Origin of the sequence: Mesorhizobium sangaii (assembly GCF_014207355.1) — a bacterium.
In the GTDB taxonomy this organism is placed as follows: Bacteria; Pseudomonadota; Alphaproteobacteria; order Rhizobiales; family Rhizobiaceae; genus Mesorhizobium; species Mesorhizobium sangaii.
Genome location: NZ_JACHEF010000004.1, coordinates 313,439 through 328,595 on the forward strand (window position 1 = coordinate 313,439; position 15,157 = coordinate 328,595).

At 62.7% G+C, this 15,157-nt stretch carries 18 protein-coding genes; 6 read left to right on the forward strand and 12 right to left on the reverse strand.

Annotated elements, in window-relative coordinates:
• Positions 1 to 59: 59 nt before the first annotated feature.
• The 6 genes from HNQ71_RS21660 to petA form a co-directional block, all read right to left on the reverse strand.
• Positions 60 to 605 carry an adenine phosphoribosyltransferase gene (locus HNQ71_RS21660; RefSeq protein ID WP_095090850.1) on the reverse strand — a complete coding sequence of 182 codons (546 nt, stop codon included), beginning with the start codon at positions 603 to 605 and terminating at the stop codon, positions 60 to 62.
• Between the two features lie 9 nt (positions 606 to 614).
• Positions 615 to 1,760, reverse strand: coding sequence for an alpha-hydroxy acid oxidase (locus HNQ71_RS21665; RefSeq protein WP_184874674.1), 1,146 nt, complete (start codon positions 1,758 to 1,760; stop codon positions 615 to 617).
• Positions 1,761 to 1,940: 180 nt separating this feature from the next.
• Positions 1,941 to 2,636 carry an acid phosphatase gene (locus tag HNQ71_RS21670; RefSeq protein WP_184874675.1) on the reverse strand — a complete coding sequence of 232 codons (696 nt, stop codon included), beginning with the start codon at positions 2,634 to 2,636 and terminating at the stop codon, positions 1,941 to 1,943.
• A 130-nt stretch (positions 2,637 to 2,766) separates the two neighbouring features.
• Positions 2,767 to 3,639, reverse strand: a complete 873-nt coding sequence (locus HNQ71_RS21675; protein ID WP_184874676.1) for a cytochrome c1 — start codon at positions 3,637 to 3,639, stop codon at positions 2,767 to 2,769.
• A gap of 27 nt (positions 3,640 to 3,666) precedes the next feature.
• Complete coding sequence (locus tag HNQ71_RS21680) at positions 3,667 to 4,968, reverse strand: cytochrome b (RefSeq protein WP_184874677.1); 1,302 nt, start codon at positions 4,966 to 4,968, stop codon at positions 3,667 to 3,669.
• Between the two features lie 16 nt (positions 4,969 to 4,984).
• On the reverse strand, positions 4,985 to 5,545 hold the full coding sequence (gene petA, locus HNQ71_RS21685) for a ubiquinol-cytochrome c reductase iron-sulfur subunit (protein ID WP_184874678.1): 561 nt from the start codon (positions 5,543 to 5,545) through the stop codon (positions 4,985 to 4,987).
• A gap of 314 nt (positions 5,546 to 5,859) precedes the next feature.
• Between petA and HNQ71_RS21690 the strand changes: the two genes are divergently transcribed.
• Positions 5,860 to 6,204 carry a cupin domain-containing protein gene (locus HNQ71_RS21690; protein ID WP_184874679.1) on the forward strand — a complete coding sequence of 115 codons (345 nt, stop codon included), beginning with the start codon at positions 5,860 to 5,862 and terminating at the stop codon, positions 6,202 to 6,204.
• A gap of 58 nt (positions 6,205 to 6,262) precedes the next feature.
• On the opposite strand, the gene HNQ71_RS21695 is transcribed toward HNQ71_RS21690, so the two are convergent.
• Genes HNQ71_RS21695 through HNQ71_RS21715 form a run of 5 tightly spaced genes read right to left on the reverse strand, consistent with a single transcriptional unit; the run spans position 6,263 to position 11,422 of the window.
• Positions 6,263 to 6,568: a DUF6665 family protein gene (locus HNQ71_RS21695; protein WP_184874680.1), complete on the reverse strand. Its 306-nt coding sequence runs from the start codon at positions 6,566 to 6,568 to the stop codon at positions 6,263 to 6,265.
• Between the two features lies 1 nt (position 6,569).
• A complete protein-coding gene (locus HNQ71_RS21700) occupies positions 6,570 to 7,037 on the reverse strand; it encodes a GNAT family N-acetyltransferase (protein ID WP_184874681.1) in 468 nt (155 codons plus the stop codon).
• A gap of 20 nt (positions 7,038 to 7,057) precedes the next feature.
• Positions 7,058 to 8,941 carry an ABC transporter ATP-binding protein gene (locus HNQ71_RS21705; RefSeq protein ID WP_184874870.1) on the reverse strand — a complete coding sequence of 628 codons (1,884 nt, stop codon included), beginning with the start codon at positions 8,939 to 8,941 and terminating at the stop codon, positions 7,058 to 7,060.
• 10 nt (positions 8,942 to 8,951) lie between these two features.
• Complete coding sequence (locus HNQ71_RS21710; RefSeq protein WP_184874682.1) at positions 8,952 to 10,835, reverse strand: ABC transporter ATP-binding protein; 1,884 nt, start codon at positions 10,833 to 10,835, stop codon at positions 8,952 to 8,954.
• A gap of 29 nt (positions 10,836 to 10,864) precedes the next feature.
• Positions 10,865 to 11,422 carry a hypothetical protein gene (locus tag HNQ71_RS21715; RefSeq protein ID WP_184874683.1) on the reverse strand — a complete coding sequence of 186 codons (558 nt, stop codon included), beginning with the start codon at positions 11,420 to 11,422 and terminating at the stop codon, positions 10,865 to 10,867.
• A 284-nt stretch (positions 11,423 to 11,706) separates the two neighbouring features.
• Between HNQ71_RS21715 and HNQ71_RS21720 the strand changes: the two genes are divergently transcribed.
• Entirely contained in the window at positions 11,707 to 12,183 is a 477-nt protein-coding gene (locus HNQ71_RS21720; RefSeq protein ID WP_184874684.1) for a tRNA (cytidine(34)-2'-O)-methyltransferase, read from the forward strand.
• A 170-nt stretch (positions 12,184 to 12,353) separates the two neighbouring features.
• Entirely contained in the window at positions 12,354 to 12,818 is a 465-nt protein-coding gene (soxR, locus tag HNQ71_RS21725; RefSeq protein ID WP_184874685.1) for a redox-sensitive transcriptional activator SoxR, read from the forward strand.
• 105 nt (positions 12,819 to 12,923) lie between these two features.
• On the opposite strand, the gene HNQ71_RS21730 is transcribed toward soxR, so the two are convergent.
• Entirely contained in the window at positions 12,924 to 13,181 is a 258-nt protein-coding gene (locus HNQ71_RS21730) for a hypothetical protein (RefSeq protein WP_023770299.1), read from the reverse strand.
• A gap of 116 nt (positions 13,182 to 13,297) precedes the next feature.
• Here HNQ71_RS21730 and hemF point away from each other — a divergent pair, with 116 nt between their 5' ends.
• The 3 genes from hemF to HNQ71_RS21745 all read left to right on the forward strand — a co-directional run bounded on the left by hemF (position 13,298) and on the right by HNQ71_RS21745 (position 15,156).
• Positions 13,298 to 14,212 carry an oxygen-dependent coproporphyrinogen oxidase gene (gene hemF / locus HNQ71_RS21735; protein WP_184874686.1) on the forward strand — a complete coding sequence of 305 codons (915 nt, stop codon included), beginning with the start codon at positions 13,298 to 13,300 and terminating at the stop codon, positions 14,210 to 14,212.
• A gap of 269 nt (positions 14,213 to 14,481) precedes the next feature.
• Positions 14,482 to 14,742 carry a DUF1344 domain-containing protein gene (locus tag HNQ71_RS21740; RefSeq protein WP_184874687.1) on the forward strand — a complete coding sequence of 87 codons (261 nt, stop codon included), beginning with the start codon at positions 14,482 to 14,484 and terminating at the stop codon, positions 14,740 to 14,742.
• Positions 14,743 to 14,970: 228 nt separating this feature from the next.
• Positions 14,971 to 15,156: a DUF1059 domain-containing protein gene (locus tag HNQ71_RS21745; RefSeq protein ID WP_095090837.1), complete on the forward strand. Its 186-nt coding sequence runs from the start codon at positions 14,971 to 14,973 to the stop codon at positions 15,154 to 15,156.
• Position 15,157 lies beyond the last annotated feature (1 nt).

Genomic DNA, 15,157 nt, shown 5'->3' on the forward strand with positions numbered 1-15,157 from the left:
CGTCCGACCGAGCTTCGCTCGGCCACCTTCTCCCACAAGGGGAGAAGGCAGAGGCCCCCTCAATGCCCTTCAAACCCGATCAGCGTCCTCACCGGCACGCCGAGCGCTTCGAGCTTGGCGCGGCCGCCGAGGTCCGGCAGGTCGATGACGAAGCAGGCGGCGAGGATGTCGGCGCCGATCTGGCGCAGCAGTTTGACCGCCGCTTCCGCGGTGCCGCCGGTGGCGATCAGATCGTCGACCAGGATCACCTTCTCGCCCGGAGAAACGCCGTCCTTGTGCATCTCCATCTCGTCCAGCCCGTATTCAAGGCTGTACGCGACGCGCACGGTCTCGAAAGGCAGCTTGCCCTTCTTGCGGATCGGCACAAAACCGGCCGAGAGCTGATGGGCGACGGCGCCGCCGAGGATGAAACCCCGCGCCTCGATGCCGGCGATCTTGTCGATCTTCTGCCCGGCATAGGGATGCACCAGCTCGTCGATGGCGCGGCGGAAGGCGCGCGCATTGCCGAGCAGCGTGGTGATGTCGCGAAACAGGATGCCAGGCTTGGGATAATCCGGAATGGTGCGGATCGCGGCAAGCAGTGAGTCTTCGAGGGAGGATTTCATGGCTCGAGATTACCTGAAACGGAGATTCTTGCGCGACAATTGTTCGATCGAACTGCAGCCCATCAGCTTCATGCCGCGCTCGATCTCGACCCGCATCTGTTCAAGTGCCCGTTCGACGCCCGGCTGGCCGGCCGCCGCGAGCGGGAACAGATAGTAGCGGCCGACGCCGACCGCCTTGGCGCCGAGCGACAGCGCCTTCAGCACATGCGTGCCGCGCTGCACGCCGCCATCCATGATGACATCGATCTTGTCGCCGACCGCATCGACGATCTCGGCAAGCTGGTCGAACGCCGCCCGCGAACCATCCAGTTGCCGGCCGCCATGGTTCGACAGCACGATGCCGCTGCAGCCGATCTCGACGGCGCGTTTGGCGTCCTCCACCGACATGACGCCCTTGAGGCAGAACGGACCAGACCACAGCCTGACCATCTCGGCGACATCGTCCCACGTCATCGACGGGTCGAGCATTTCGGTGAAGTAGCGGCTGATCGACATGGTGCCGCCGCCCATGTCGACATGCTCGTCCAGCTGCGGCAGCCTGAACCCCTCATGGGTGAAGTAATTGATTGCCCAGGCCGGCTTGATCGCGAACTGCAGCATTCCGGCCAGGTTGAGCTTGAAGGGGATGGCAAAGCCGGTGCGTTTGTCGCGCTCGCGGTTTCCGCCGGTGATGCTGTCGACGGTCAGCATCATCACTTCGACGCCAACCTCCTTTGCCCGCTGCATCATCGCCCGGTTGAGGCCGCGATCCCGGTGGAAATAGAACTGGTAGACCTGCGGGCCGCTGCTGATCCCGCGCGCTTCCTCGAGGCTGACGGTGCCAAGCGAGGAGACGCCGAACATCGTGCCGTATTTGGCGGCTGCCTTGGCGACCGCGCGCTCGCCCTGATGGTGGAACAGCCGCTGCAAGGCGGTCGGCGAGCAATAGACCGGCATCGCCAGCTTCTGGCCCATCACCGTCACCGACATGTCGATCTCGCTGACGCCACGCAGGACGTTGGGAACCAGGTCGCAGGTTTCGAAGCTTTCGGTGTTGCGGCGATAGGTGACCTCATCGTCCGCCGCGCCGTCGATGTAGTCGAAGATCGGGCCCGGCAGCCGCTGTTGCGCCATGCGGCGGAAATCGGAAAAATTGTGACAGTCGCTGAGCCGCATCATTCATTTCCAGACGTCATATCGTGGCAATCGCTTCGCCACCGTTTGGTGCGTCGAATATCAATCGGATGCCTCCGTGCCAACGGCCTAATTGCCGAGCTGCCCCACGAGCTACAACCGCCAGCACAAAAAGGGCGCCCGAAGCGCCCCTTTCGTCGAAAACCGGCTGCTGGCGAGAGGTTACATGCCGAGATCGGAACGAAGCTCGGCCTTGGCCACGTCGTATTCTGCCTTGAAGTCGTCCCTGTTGAGCAAGACGGCGGCGATCACGCTGCCGGAAATCTTGCCCATCTCGACGTCGGACGCGTAGTGGATACCGCCGACCTCACGATTGTGGGCGTATTCAGCCGCACGCGCCATGATCTCAGCGCGCTTTTCCGGAACCATGTCGGACAGGATGATGCCCATCATGGTGCCGACGGTCGCGTGGCCGGAAGGCCACGAACCGGAGCTGGACAGCTTGACCGCGGGCTTGACGAGGTCGCTGAGCTGGTGCGGACGCGGGCGCTTCCAGACATCCTTGGCCGGATCGACGACGGCGCCTTCGGTGGCCACCACGCGATCGAAGAAAGCACTGAATTTCGGCAGCGTTTCCTTGTTGAACTTCGGCCCCATGACATTGGCGAAGCGCCAGACATTCTCCTCGGCGTCGGCAACTGCGCTGGCCACCATCTCAGGCGTGCGCGTCACCTGCAGCGTCAGCACCTCGCCAAGTTCGGCCTTGGTCTGCGCCGAGTCGTTCGCCGGCGGCGGCGGCAGGATCATCGTCAGGTCGACATCCTTGTTGGTGACGAAGGGCTGGGCGTCTTCGGCTTGTGCGGCCGACCCGACGATGAGCAGCAGCAAGCCTGCCGCGAGCGAAGCATATCTTTTCATGAGTGCGATCCTTTGATGAGAGCGGCACAGGATCGCCAGATGCGGTGACGGCCATGTGACAGCACGGGCCTCCCCAAATGAAAAAGGGCGCCTTTCGGCGCCCTTTTGTGATCGTATGGCTGTGCGCGGTTTAGTGCGCCACGCCTTCCCACACCTTGCGCTTGGTGAGATAGACCAGCGCGCCGAACAAAAGCAGGAACACCAGCACGCGGAAGCCGGTCTTCTTGCGGTCTTCCATATGCGGCTCGGCTGCCCACATCAGGAAGGCCGACACGTCGCGGGCATACTGATCGACCGTCTGCGGCGAGCCGTCGTCATAGGTCACCTGTCCGTCGGAGAGCGGCTTGGGCATCTTCAGCGACACGCCCGACACGAAGTATGGGTTGTAATGGGTGCCCTCCGGGATGACCATGCCGGCCGGCGGCGTCTGGTCGTAGCCGGTCAGCAGCGAATGGATGTAGTCCGGCCCGCCCGCGGCATACTGGGTGAAGATGTCGAAGACGAACTGCGGGAAGCCGCGCTCGACGCCGCGCGCTTTGGCCAGCAGCGACATGTCGGGCGGAGCAGCACCACCATTGGCGGATGCAGCCGCCTGCTCGTTGGGGAAAGGCGGCGGGAAATAATCGGACGGCTTACCGGGGCGATCGAACATGTCGCCGGCATCGTTGGGGCCGTCATGGATCGTGTACCCGGCCGACAGCGACTTGATCTGCGCGTCGGAATAGCCGAGGTCCGACAGAGTACGGAATGCCACCAGATTCATCGAGTGACAGGCCGAGCAGACTTCCTTGTAAACCTTCAGGCCGCGCTGCAACTGCGCCTTGTCATAGGTGCCGAACGGGCCGGCAAAGCTCCAACTGATTTCCTTCGGCTCATCGATCGGAAAATGCGTCGGCGCGGCCGCGTTGTGTGCCTCTTCGGCTGCGATCGCCCAGGTGGCTGCGGCCCCAGTGCCGGCGGCCACAAGGCCGATCAGCGCCAGCGAGGTGAGAATCTTTTTCATGCCAAATCCCCTTAGATTCTCTACCGCTTAGCCCTTGGTCTCTGGTGAGGCCGCGGCACCCGCCGGATGTCCGCCGCCGCCCTTGTTCTTCTCGAGCACAGCCTCGGTGATCGAATTCGGCAGCCGCCGCGGTGTCTCGATCAGCCCGAGCACGGGCAGCGCGACCAGGAAGAAGGCGAAGTAGAACAGTGTCGCCATCTGCGCCATGAACACATAGCTGCCCTCGGCAGGCTGCGAGCCCAGCCAGCCAAGCAGGACGGCGTCAGCGACGAACAGCCAGAAGAACAGCTTGTACCAGGGCCGGTAGACAGCCGAACGCACCTTCGAAGTGTCGAGCCACGGCACCAGGAACAGCATGACGATGGCGCCGAACATGCAGATCACGCCGCCGAGCTTGGAATTGATCGGCCCGATGTTGAAAGTGATGGCGCGCAGGATCGCGTAGAACGGCAGGAAGTACCATTCAGGCACAATATGCGCCGGTGTCTTCAACGGATTGGCTACGATGTAATTGTCGGGCGCCATAAGAAAATTCGGAATGTAGAAGACGAAATAGGCAAAGAAGAACAGGAACACGATCGAACCGAACGCGTCCTTGATGGTCGCGTAGGGGGTGAAGGCGACGGTGTCGGTCTTCGACTTGACCTCGATGCCAGTCGGATTGCTCTGGCCGGTGACGTGCAATGCCCAGATATGCAGAATGACGACCCCGGCGATCATGAACGGCAAGAGGTAGTGCAGCGAGAAAAAGCGGTTCAGTGTCGGATTGTCGACGGCGAAGCCGCCGAGCAGCAGCTGCTGGATCCATTCGCCGACCAGCGGGATGGCGCTGAAGAAGCCGGTGATGACGGTCGCGCCCCAGAAGCTCATCTGGCCCCACGGCAACACATAACCCATGAAGGCCGTCGCCATCATCAGGAGGTAGATGATGCAGCCGAGGATCCACAGCAGCTCGCGCGGCGCCTTGTAGGAGCCGTAGTAGAGGCCACGAAAGATGTGGACATAAACAGCCATAAAGAAGAACGAGGCGCCTGTGGCATGGAGATAGCGCAACAGCCATCCAGAATTCACGTCGCGCATGATCTTCTCGACCGAATCGAAGGCGAGAGTGGTGTCGGCCGCATAGTGCATGGCCAGCACGATGCCGGTGATGATCTGCGACGCCAGCATGATCGCGAGGATGCCGCCGAAGGTCCAGGCATAGTTGAGGTTGCGTGGTACCGGATAGGCGATGAAGCTGTCATAGACCAGCCGCGGCAACGGCAGGCGGGCGTCGAACCAGCGTTCGATACCGGTCTTGGGCGTATAGGTCGAGTGTCCCTCGCTCATCGAAATATCCCCTGCCTCAACCGATAAGGATCTTGGTATCGGAAATGAATTTGAATACCGGCACTGCCATGTTCTCGGGCGCCGGGCCTTTGCGGATGCGGCCGGCCGTGTCGTATTGCGAACCGTGGCACGGACAGAACCAGCCGCCGAAATCGCCTTCCTGGCCGAGCGGAATGCAGCCCAGATGCGTGCAGACCTGAACCATCACCATCCAGGCTTCTTTGCCGGGCGTGGTGCGGTTGGCGTCGGTCGCCGGCGCGTCTGCCGGAAGGTTCGCGTTGCGGGCGATCGGATCCTTGAGGTCCGTCAGCTTGACCGCCTCGCCGTCCTTCATCTCCTGCTCGGTGCGGTTGCGCACCACGACAGGCTTGCCGCGCCATTTGACGATCAGCGACATGCCCGGCGTCAGCGAGGCGACGTCGACCTCGACGGAGGCCAATGCCAGCGTCGAGGCGTCGGGGCGCATCTGGTCTATGAACGGCCATGCGAAAGCGCCCGCGCCGACCACAGCGGCCATGCCGGTGGCGACGTAGAGAAAATCACGACGGTTGGGATCCTGGGTGTCGGTTGCGCTCACGGGTGCCTGATCCTTTCGCCTCTTCCGTGCCGGTGGCTGAGCCTTGTTCCCCGCTCAATTGCGCCAACCCGACAGCGCATGGCGAACAGGCTTGCGAATTCCTCCGGCATTTGGACTTCGGTTTATGCGTGAAGCCCGTTTTTGTCCAGACGGGTGAAGGCACAAGGGCAGATTGTCGCGGGGACAAAATCCGTCCCCGCTCAGCGCGACCCGGAATGGCCGCCGAAGATCGCTAAACAACAGGGAAACAACCGCAATTCCGGGGTTCGCCTCTACCTCGACACCGGGCACCGCCCCGGTCTATCCTCGCCACCATGGCACACGTCATAGACCGCGACGAATGGGCTGTTCGCTCCGACGGCTGGAAGGGCGAGCTGCAATGCGGCGCCTACGGCTCCAACTCCTGCCTGATCTTCAACTATCTGCCTGATGTCGGCGGCGGTCCCCGGCTCCACACGCATCCCTACGCAGAGATCTTCATCATCCGCCAGGGCACCGGCCTGTTCACGGTAGGCGACCAGGAGATCGAGGCCTATGCCGGCCAGATCGTGATCGTTCCGCCCAACACACCGCACAAATTCACCAATCTCGGCCCGGGCCCGCTGGAAACCACCGACATCCACGAGAACGGCTCGTTCATCACCGAATGGTTGGAGTGACCATGATCCCGAAAAGCGGGAACCGGCTTTCGCTGGAGATCATGGTCGAACAAAAGAGCTACTTGGCGCCGAGCCTGACCAGAACAGCCTTCGGGATGTTGTATTCGCGGATGACGGCGTCATGCCTTCGCAATCCGCACAGTTCGCGCTGGATGAAATAGCCGTGCACCGCCTCTGCGGCCTCCTTGAGGAGTCGGGGACGCAGCTGCTCGTCGCAATTGTCGCGCAGCCTCGCCAGCGTTTCCTCGACCCGCTGGCCGGCGCGGCCGAGTGCTGCCGCCTTCTCGGCGAGGATTTCATGGCCGAGCGCGTCGAAGGCGGCTTCGGCAGCCGAGGCGCTGGCGGATAGCGGACGCAGCGACATTTCAGCCTCCTTTCCCAAAAATCATGCGGTGTGTGACGAATTCTTCGCCTATCACCGGCCGGAAGCCAAGCCGCTCATAGAACGCGAAGGCTTCTTGCGGCGCGCGGGTGTTCAGCGCTGCAAAATGCTGACGCGCCCTGTCGATGACGGTCTCCACCAGCATGCGGCCAAGACCGGTGCGGCGGTGGCGCGCGCTCACGAACAGGTGCCGGACCCGGCCCTTGTCCCTGCCCTCGAAATACGGATCGACGTTCAGCCCGCACACGCCGGCGAGGTCCCGGCCATGCCATGTCCCGTACAGCGCCTCGCCCCGCTTCAGGAACTTGTTGCGGCCGCTCGCCCAGCCATCCGCAAGGCGCACCAGCATCCAGTAGCCCTCCAGCCGGCTCTCCTCCCTCAGCGCGTCGAACGCGGGCGTGGTTGGCCGGAGCCGCTTGAGCACATAGCCGACGTCCGCCGGTCCACTCATGACCTCACTCCGCCGCCCCCTCATTCCGCCGGTCGCGTCTCTTCGAGCACGCTTTCCTCGTGATAGAGGAAGCCGCCGGACTGCCTCGTCCACAGGCGCGCGTAGAGCCCGTCGAGCGCCACCAGTTCGTCATGCGTGCCTTGTTCGACGATGCGGCCGCCATCGAGCACCACCAGCCGGTCGAGCGCGGCGATGGTCGACAGCCGGTGGGCGATGGCGATAACCGTCTTGTCCTCCATCAGCAGCGTCAGATTCTCCTGGATCGCCGCCTCGATGTCCGAGTCCAGCGCCGACGTTGCTTCGTCGAGGATCAGGATCGGCGCGTCCTTGAGGAACACGCGGGCGATTGCCACGCGCTGGCGCTGGCCGCCCGACAGTTTGACGCCGCGCTCGCCGACAAAAGCCTCGTAGCCGGCACGGTCCCGGTTGTCGCGAAGGCCCACGATGAATTCATGCGCCTCGGCCTTCCTGGCAGCCGCGATCACTTCGGCGTCGGTCGCGTCAGGCATGCCGAGCTTGATGTTGTCGCGCAACGAACGGTGGAACAGTGCCGTGTCCTGGCTGACGACACCGATATTGGCGCGCAGCGAATTCTGCGTCACACCAGCAACGTTCTGGCCATCGATGGCGATGGACCCGCTTTCCAGATCGTAGAGCCGCAGGATCAGATTGGCGAGCGTCGTCTTGCCGGCGCCGGACGGTCCGACCAGCCCGACCTTCTCACCCGGCCGCACGACAAGATCGATGCCGTTGAGCACGCCGAACCCCTTGCCGTAGTGGAACTCGACATTCTTCACCTCGATGCGTCCGCCGGCCACCACGAGTTCTTTTGCGCCGGGCGCATCGGTGAGGCCGAGCGGCTGCGAGACCAGCGCCTTGGAGTTTTCCAGCACACCGAGATTCCGCAATATGCCGTTGAGCTGCATCATCACCCGGCCGAGCAGCATGTTGAGCCGCAGCACCAGCGACAGCGTGAAGGCGACCGCGCCGACGGTGATCGATCCTTCGACCCACAGATAGACGGCAAAGCAGCCGATTGTCGTGATCATGATGCCCGACAGTGTCGTCAGCGCCATGCGCACGCCGGTCAGCCGTCGGGTGAAGGGGCGCAGCGCGTCGAGATAGATGTCGAAGCCGTTCTTGATATAGCGGTCGTCGCCATCGGCCGAGAACAGTTTCAGCGTCTGCACGTTGGAATAGGAATCGACGATGCGCCCGGTGATCATCGAGCCGGCCTCGGCGGTTTCCTCGGCGTGCTTGCGGATTGCCGGCAGATAGAGCTTGGCCAGCCAGCCGAAGGCGGAAATCCAGATCACCACCAGCACCGCCAGCCTGAGGTCCAGCCCGGCGACCAGCGCCAGCGTCGTCACCGTGTAGACGATCATGAACCAGATGACCTCGATGAAGCTTTCCATCAGGTCGCCGGTGGCTTGGCCCGCCTGCCAGACCTTGGTGGCGATGCGGCCCGCGAAATCGTTCTGGAAGAAGGCGTAGGACTGGCGCGACACGTACCGGTGCGCCTGCCAGCGCACCAGATTATAAAAGCCCGGCGTGATCGTCTGTTCGTCGACCAGAGCCGACAAGCCGACGACGACGGTGCGGATGACCAGCACCACCGCGATCATGAACACCAGTTCGGGGCCGGCGGCGTTCCACAGCGCGTGCCAGCTGCGCTCGCCGGGAAGCTGGTCGAGAATGTCGACCAGCCGCCCGACGAAGTAGAACAGGCCGGCTTCGACCAGCGGTGCAATGCCGCCGATGAGCAGCATGGCGAAAAAGGCGAATTTCGCCTGGCCGACATAGTGCCAGAGAAAGCCGCCGACGCTGGTCGGTGGCCGAAGATTCGCCGGCTCCCTGAACGGATAGACCCAGTTCTCGAACCAGCGATAGACGGCTGTCATCATGCGGCGGCCATCATTCTGCGGCTTGCCCCTTTGCAAGTGCGTCATTGGCGGCATCGGCCGGGCCGTCGTCGAGCAGGAACCCGCCCGACTGACGCTGCCAGAGCTGCGCATAGAGCCCGCCCCGGGCGACGAGTTCCTCGTGCGAACCTTCCTCGATGACGTGGCCCCTGTCCATCACCACCAGCCTGTCCATCGCCGCGATGGTCGACAGCCGGTGCGCGATGGCGATGACGGTCTTGCCTTGCATGAGCTTGTAGAGATTCTCCTGGATGGCCGCTTCAGCTTCGGAATCGAGCGCGGACGTCGCCTCGTCAAGGATAAGAATGGGTGCGTCCTTCAACATAACGCGAGCAATGGCGATGCGTTGCCGCTGGCCGCCGGACAATTTGACGCCGCGATCGCCGACATGGGCGTCGAATCCCTTGCGGTCCTTGGCATCCGAAAGCCCGGAGATGAAGTCCAGCGCCTCGGCGTGCCGCGCCGCCTCGACGAGCAGTTCGTCGCTCGCGTCAGGCCGGCCATAGAGGATGTTCTCGCGCACCGAACGATGCAGCAGCGAGGTGTCCTGCGTGACCATGCCGATCTGGGCGCGCAGCGAGTCCTGTGTCACGCCTGCGATCTCCTGGCCGTCGATCAGAATCCGGCCAGCTTCTAGGTCGTAGAAGCGCAGCAGGAGGTTGACCAGCGTCGACTTGCCGGCGCCCGAGCGGCCAACAATGCCGACCTTCTCGCCCGGCTTTACCGTCAGCGACAGGCCCTCGATGACACCTTTCTGCTTGCCATAGTGGAAACGGATGTCCTCGAAGCGGATCTCGCCCCTGGTGACGGCGATGTCCTTTGCCCCCGGCCGGTCCTCGACCAGGCGCGGCAACGAGATCGAGGCGATGCCGTCCTGCACCGTGCCGATGTTCTCGAACAGGCCCGACATTTCCCACATGATCCACTGCGACATGCCCCACATCCGGAGCACCAGCCCGATGACCACGGCGACAGCGCCGATCGTCACCGCCTGCCCCAGCCACAGCCACAGCGACAGCGCGGTGACGGAGAACAGCAGCAGCGCGTTCAGGATATAGAGGACTCCATACAGCACCGTCACCAGCCGCATCGACCGGTAGACTGTCTCGAGGAAGCCGGCCATGCCCTCCTTGGCGAAGGATGCTTCGCGGCGTGCGTGGCTGAACAGCTTGACCGTCTGGATGTTGCTGTAGCTGTCGACGACGCGGCCGGTCATGGTCGATCGCGCATTGGCTTGTTCTTCGCCGACCTTGCCCAGCCGCGGAATGAAATAGCGCAGCAGCAGGACATAGCCGACGAGCCAGACGACAAGCGGCGTTGCCAGCCGCCAGTCGGTCGAGCCGACGATGAACAGCATGCCAAGGAAATAGACGATGACGTAGTTCAGCACATCGATCAGCTTGATGACGCATTCGCGCACGGCGAGCGCTGTCTGCATCAACTTGGTGGCGATGCGGCCGGCGAACTCGTCCTGGTAGAAGCTCATCGATTGCTTGAGCAGGTAACGGTGCACCTGCCAGCGGATGCGCATGGGATAGTTGCCCATCAGCGTCTGCTGGTTGAGCAGCGAATGGAGCCATACCGTGCCCGGCAGCGCGAACAGCACGACGAACGCCATGCCGGCAAGCTTCCAGGCCTCCGTCTGCAGGAAGGTTTCGCGATTCTGCCCCGACAGCCAGTCGACGATGCGGCCCAGGAAGCCGAACATCCACACTTCCGCGATGGCGATGGCCGTCACCAGCACCGCATCGAGAAGGATATAGGGCCAGGCGCCGCGTGTGTAATGCACGCAGAAGGCAACCAGCGTCTTGGGCGGCTCGACCGGTTCCGCTGCGGGGAACGGGTCGAGCCTTTTTTCAAACCAGCCAAACAACATAAGTCATGCTCACAAATCTGTTTTTCCGCTCATGCGGCACGGGAACGTACGGTGTCACCAGACCGCATGGCGTCAACGACCGATGGCTCGGAATCATCTGGGCCATCGGTCTTGCTCCGCGCAATATAGGGGCTCGCGGGCTTTTCGCCGACAGTCGCGATTGACGATCCTGATGGTTCACTGTCCACGATCCGGAGCTTTGGCCCCGGCCGGATCAGCCGGATGATCCGGCGCACCAGCGATGGCCGGCTCGGGTCGGGAACCGCGTGCGAGAAATCGACATCCGGCAGCATGCCTCGATGCGGCCGGCGGCGGACTTCGGCATGCACCGCCGACGAATAGGTTTCGCCGATCAGCAGCGCCCAGGTTGCCATTTTCTGGTCGTGCAGGCTCCTCGAGCCAGGTATTCTGTAGGGATCGAACATCGGTCCGTCCTCCGCGTGAAAATAGAGATGAAAAGGCGAAGCAATATCGTCCGCCGGCATTCGGCCGGAGGCACGGATTGCGTCGGTCTGGACACGACTGTAGTCGTCGGTCTGGACACGTTCAGGCGGGGCGTTCAGCCCCTTTGACAGTTTGAAAAACATCGCAGGATTCCTTCGAGAGCCGAAAAAGCGTTTCGGCGGGAATCGGTGCGATCAAGTCTTAGAGAGTCAGGAGAACCGTCGTACCGAAACCGCCATGGGGCGTACAAGCCCACAAGAGGGGCGCTGGATGTGCATGGTCATCATGAATTTCCCCTCCATCGGTTCGGGTTGACAATGGACCTGACATATCCGACTTCGCAGAAAATGGCCACCCGCAGGTCCAGCAATTTCCAAAACCGCGAGCCTGCTGTGGCCGATCTGCCACTTATTAGAAGGATGCGGAAATGAACGACCGTCTCCGCGTCGCGCTCTACCAGCCTGACATCGCCGGCAACACCGGCACAATCCTGCGCTTTGCCGCTTGCCTCGGCCTTGGCGTCGACATCATCGAACCAGCCGGCTTTCCGCTCTCCGACCGGGCGCTGAAGCGAGCCGGCATGGATTACCTCGAAATGGCCGATCTGACCCGGCATGTCGACTGGCACGCCTTCGAGGACTGGCGCAAGGGCCGCGCGCGACGGCTGGTGCTTCTGTCGACCAAGGCCACGATGCCCTACACGAGCTTCGCCTTCGCCAGTGGCGACATCCTTTTGTTCGGTCGCGAATCCGCAGGCGTTCCGGATGCTGTCCATCAAGCGGCGGATGCGCGGCTGACCATCCCCATGCAGGGTGCGGCGCGCAGCATCAACGTCGCGCTGACCGTCGCCATGGTGGCCGGCGAAGCCATCCGGCAACTCGGATGCGTCAAGACAAAGAGCTAGAGCGGTCCTCCGTTTGCGTGGAACGGTGAACCGGTCCAGCGGCTCGCCGCCGCCTGTCAATTTGACCCAGGCGCACATCACCCTCTCCTTCATTTGCACATCCTGGATTTCTTGCTACAAGCTCAACTTAACTTGAGGTCAAGCGATAAAATCGAGGCGGGAAAGTAAGAATGGCACCGGTAACGGAATTGACGGTCGGCCAGGTGGCGATGCGCAGCGGGGTAGCGGTGTCAGCGCTGCATTTCTATGAGGCGCGCGGCCTGATCCGCAGCCACCGCACGTCGGGCAACCAGCGCCGCTACGGCCGCGATGTGCTGCGGCGGGTGGCGATCATCAAGGTCGCGCAGGAGGTCGGCATCTCGCTGGCCGAAATCGGTGCCGCACTGGCATCCCTGCCCGAGGGCCGCACGCCGACCCGCGACGACTGGAACCTTTTGTCGACCGCCTGGCGCGACGGGCTCGACCACAAGATCGCCCAGTTGAAGAAACTGCGCGACGGGCTGACCGACTGCATCGGCTGCGGCTGCATGTCGATCGACAAATGCCCGCTCAGGAACAAGGGGGACCGGCTGTCAAGAGAAGGCACGGGAGCGAGAAGGTTGATTGCTCCCCCTTCTCCCCGCTCAGGGGGATAAGGTGCCAGAACGAAGTGAAGGCGGGGGAGCGCCAGCATGGAAGGTTCGCGCCGGCCCCTCGCCTGCCTGCGGGCATCCTCTCCCCGTAAACGGGGCGAGGAAGTCTTAATCCGCCGCTGGCAGCCGCCTGATGGTGAACTCGATCAGGTCGCCCGGGCGCTCGAACCAGCTTTCGATCTCGGTCCAGTAGGCTTGCTTGGGAAAGCGCTCGAACCACTCCTTGGCCTTGAGGCGCGCATCGGAGCGCGGCAGCACGAAGGTCTCGCGCAAAAACCCGTCGCGCGGCATGCGCGCACGCTCAGCCCGGCTTTGGTCGAGCCTTTTCTTCAGGCCATCCAGCGGTGGTCTTGCCGGGGTGCGCACGAAACAACTCCTTGCACCTTAATGACACTTGACCCTTGCCCCTAAGAGATTAGGGATCGCGCCGGCAAAAGACGAGTCATTTGTAGGGACTCGCGCCCCGCAACCGGAGACGGCACTTGGAACGACCTGAAATACCGGCAGGCCTGCCCGCCGACATCGAACAGAAGAAGATGAAGGCGCGCCTGTGGTTCGAGGCGCTGCGCGAACGCATCTGCGGCGCCTTCGAGCAGATCGAGCAGGATCTTGGCGGCCCGCTGGCCTCTTGGTCGCCAGGCCGTTTCGAAAAGACGCCATGGGAGCGCGACGAGGGCCGAGGCGGCGGCGGCACCATGTCGATGATGCACGGCCGCGTCTTCGAGAAGGTCGGCGTCCACACCTCGACGGTCTACGGCGAGTTCTCGCCCGAATTCAGGAAGCAGATGCCCGGCGCCGAGGAAGACCCGCGCTTCTGGGCCAGCGGCATTTCGCTGATCGCGCACCCCTGGAACCCCAACGTTCCGGCCGTGCACATGAACACCCGCATGGTCGTCACGTCTAGGCAATGGTTCGGCGGTGGCGCCGATTTGACGCCGGTGCTCGACCGCCGCCGCACCCAGGACGATCCCGACACCATCGCCTTCCACCGGGCCATGCAGTTCGCTTGCGAGAAGAGCCCCGAGGTGGCCGATTATCCGAAATTCAAGGCCTGGTGCGACGAGTATTTCTATCTGCCGCATCGCAACGAGCCGCGCGGCACCGGCGGCATCTTCTTCGACTGGCTGCATTCGGGCGAGGACAAAGGCGGCTGGAACGCCGATTTCAACTTCGTCCAGGATGTCGGACGATCCTTTCTCGTCGTCTACGGCCACCTCGTGCGCGCCAACTTCAACGAGAACTGGACCGACGGCGACCGCGACGAACAACTCATCCGCCGTGGCCGCTATGTCGAATTCAACCTGCTTCACGATCGCGGCACCATCTTCGGACTGAAGACCGGCGGCAATGTCGCCTCGATCCTCTCCAGCCTGCCGCCCGAGGTCCGCTGGCCGTAACAAAATGGTGAGCGCGATGTGAGCCGCATTGATGTCCCATTTGCTCGAAATGGGCATGGAATGTGGCATGCAGCACCCCGAAAGATTTCTTTTTCGTCTAATAGGCGATTGAAAAGGCTGGCCTATTTCCTGCGCCGGGTCGGGAAGCGCCGGCGGTTCGCCTGAGGGCAAAACAAAGCGAGCCGCGACCCGACGCGACCGGACGGCCCAGACGATGCGGGACATCTTCGTCAAAAAGGGATACCCGCCTTTTCCAGGAGTACTTCGCAATGCGCAAGATCATTGTTTCGGCAGCCGCCGCTGCCCTTCTCGCTTCCGGTTCGGTGGCATTCGCCGCCGTCAAGCACACCACCGGAACGATCAAGACCTTTGACGCAACGGCCAAGAGCCTTGTCCTCGATGACGGATCGTCTTTTACGCTTCCCAAGACCTTCAAGGATCCTGGCCTTCAGGTCGGTGAAAAGGTTCGCGTCTCATGGGAGATGAGCGGCAAGAACAAAATTGCCGAGGCCGTCAAGATCGCAAAGTGACGGCCTGCCTGCCACCGCGGGACGAGAAGATCTCTAGTCCTGCTTTGGGATAGCGTAAGAGGGCGGAGCAGCGCTGCTCCGCCTTTTCGCCGTTGACTGCAGCCAATGCCGTCCCATCTGTGTTATGCTGTTCCCCCGCTCGCGGCCCAAGTTCCCATCCTGGATTTGGACCATGAGCCAAAAAAGTACAGGAGCCTCCAGGCTCCGCGGAGGAAAAGGAGAAATCCCATGAAGCAATTTCACTGCGGGTCGCTCGTGCCCGGCTGTGACTGGCACACGCGTGCCGACGAGGAGGCCGAGGTCATGCGCCGTGCCGTCGAGCACATGCGCGAGACCCATGGCGAGGCGGTCATCCGCGAGACGATGATCGAGGCGATCCGCTCGCGCATCGAGAAGACCCGCGACGCTGCGTAAC

Excerpts from the sequence above, each read along its gene's own strand:
- HNQ71_RS21660 (WP_095090850.1), bottom strand. The coding sequence starts at position 605 with ATGAAATCCTCCCTCGAAGACTCACTGCTTGCCGCGATCCGCACCATT.
- HNQ71_RS21665 (WP_184874674.1), bottom strand. The coding sequence starts at position 1,760 with ATGCGGCTCAGCGACTGTCACAATTTTTCCGATTTCCGCCGCATGGCG.
- HNQ71_RS21670 (WP_184874675.1), bottom strand. The coding sequence starts at position 2,636 with ATGAAAAGATATGCTTCGCTCGCGGCAGGCTTGCTGCTGCTCATCGTC.
- HNQ71_RS21675 (WP_184874676.1), bottom strand. The coding sequence starts at position 3,639 with ATGAAAAAGATTCTCACCTCGCTGGCGCTGATCGGCCTTGTGGCCGCC.
- HNQ71_RS21680 (WP_184874677.1), bottom strand. The coding sequence starts at position 4,968 with ATGAGCGAGGGACACTCGACCTATACGCCCAAGACCGGTATCGAACGC.
- HNQ71_RS21690 (WP_184874679.1), top strand. The coding sequence starts at position 5,860 with ATGGCACACGTCATAGACCGCGACGAATGGGCTGTTCGCTCCGACGGC.
- HNQ71_RS21695 (WP_184874680.1), bottom strand. The coding sequence starts at position 6,568 with ATGTCGCTGCGTCCGCTATCCGCCAGCGCCTCGGCTGCCGAAGCCGCC.
- HNQ71_RS21700 (WP_184874681.1), bottom strand. The coding sequence starts at position 7,037 with ATGAGTGGACCGGCGGACGTCGGCTATGTGCTCAAGCGGCTCCGGCCA.
- HNQ71_RS21705 (WP_184874870.1), bottom strand. The coding sequence starts at position 8,941 with ATGATGACAGCCGTCTATCGCTGGTTCGAGAACTGGGTCTATCCGTTC.
- HNQ71_RS21710 (WP_184874682.1), bottom strand. The coding sequence starts at position 10,835 with ATGTTGTTTGGCTGGTTTGAAAAAAGGCTCGACCCGTTCCCCGCAGCG.
- HNQ71_RS21715 (WP_184874683.1), bottom strand. The coding sequence starts at position 11,422 with ATGTTTTTCAAACTGTCAAAGGGGCTGAACGCCCCGCCTGAACGTGTC.
- HNQ71_RS21720 (WP_184874684.1), top strand. The coding sequence starts at position 11,707 with ATGAACGACCGTCTCCGCGTCGCGCTCTACCAGCCTGACATCGCCGGC.
- soxR (WP_184874685.1), top strand. The coding sequence starts at position 12,354 with ATGGCACCGGTAACGGAATTGACGGTCGGCCAGGTGGCGATGCGCAGC.
- HNQ71_RS21740 (WP_184874687.1), top strand. The coding sequence starts at position 14,482 with ATGCGCAAGATCATTGTTTCGGCAGCCGCCGCTGCCCTTCTCGCTTCC.
- HNQ71_RS21745 (WP_095090837.1), top strand. The coding sequence starts at position 14,971 with ATGAAGCAATTTCACTGCGGGTCGCTCGTGCCCGGCTGTGACTGGCAC.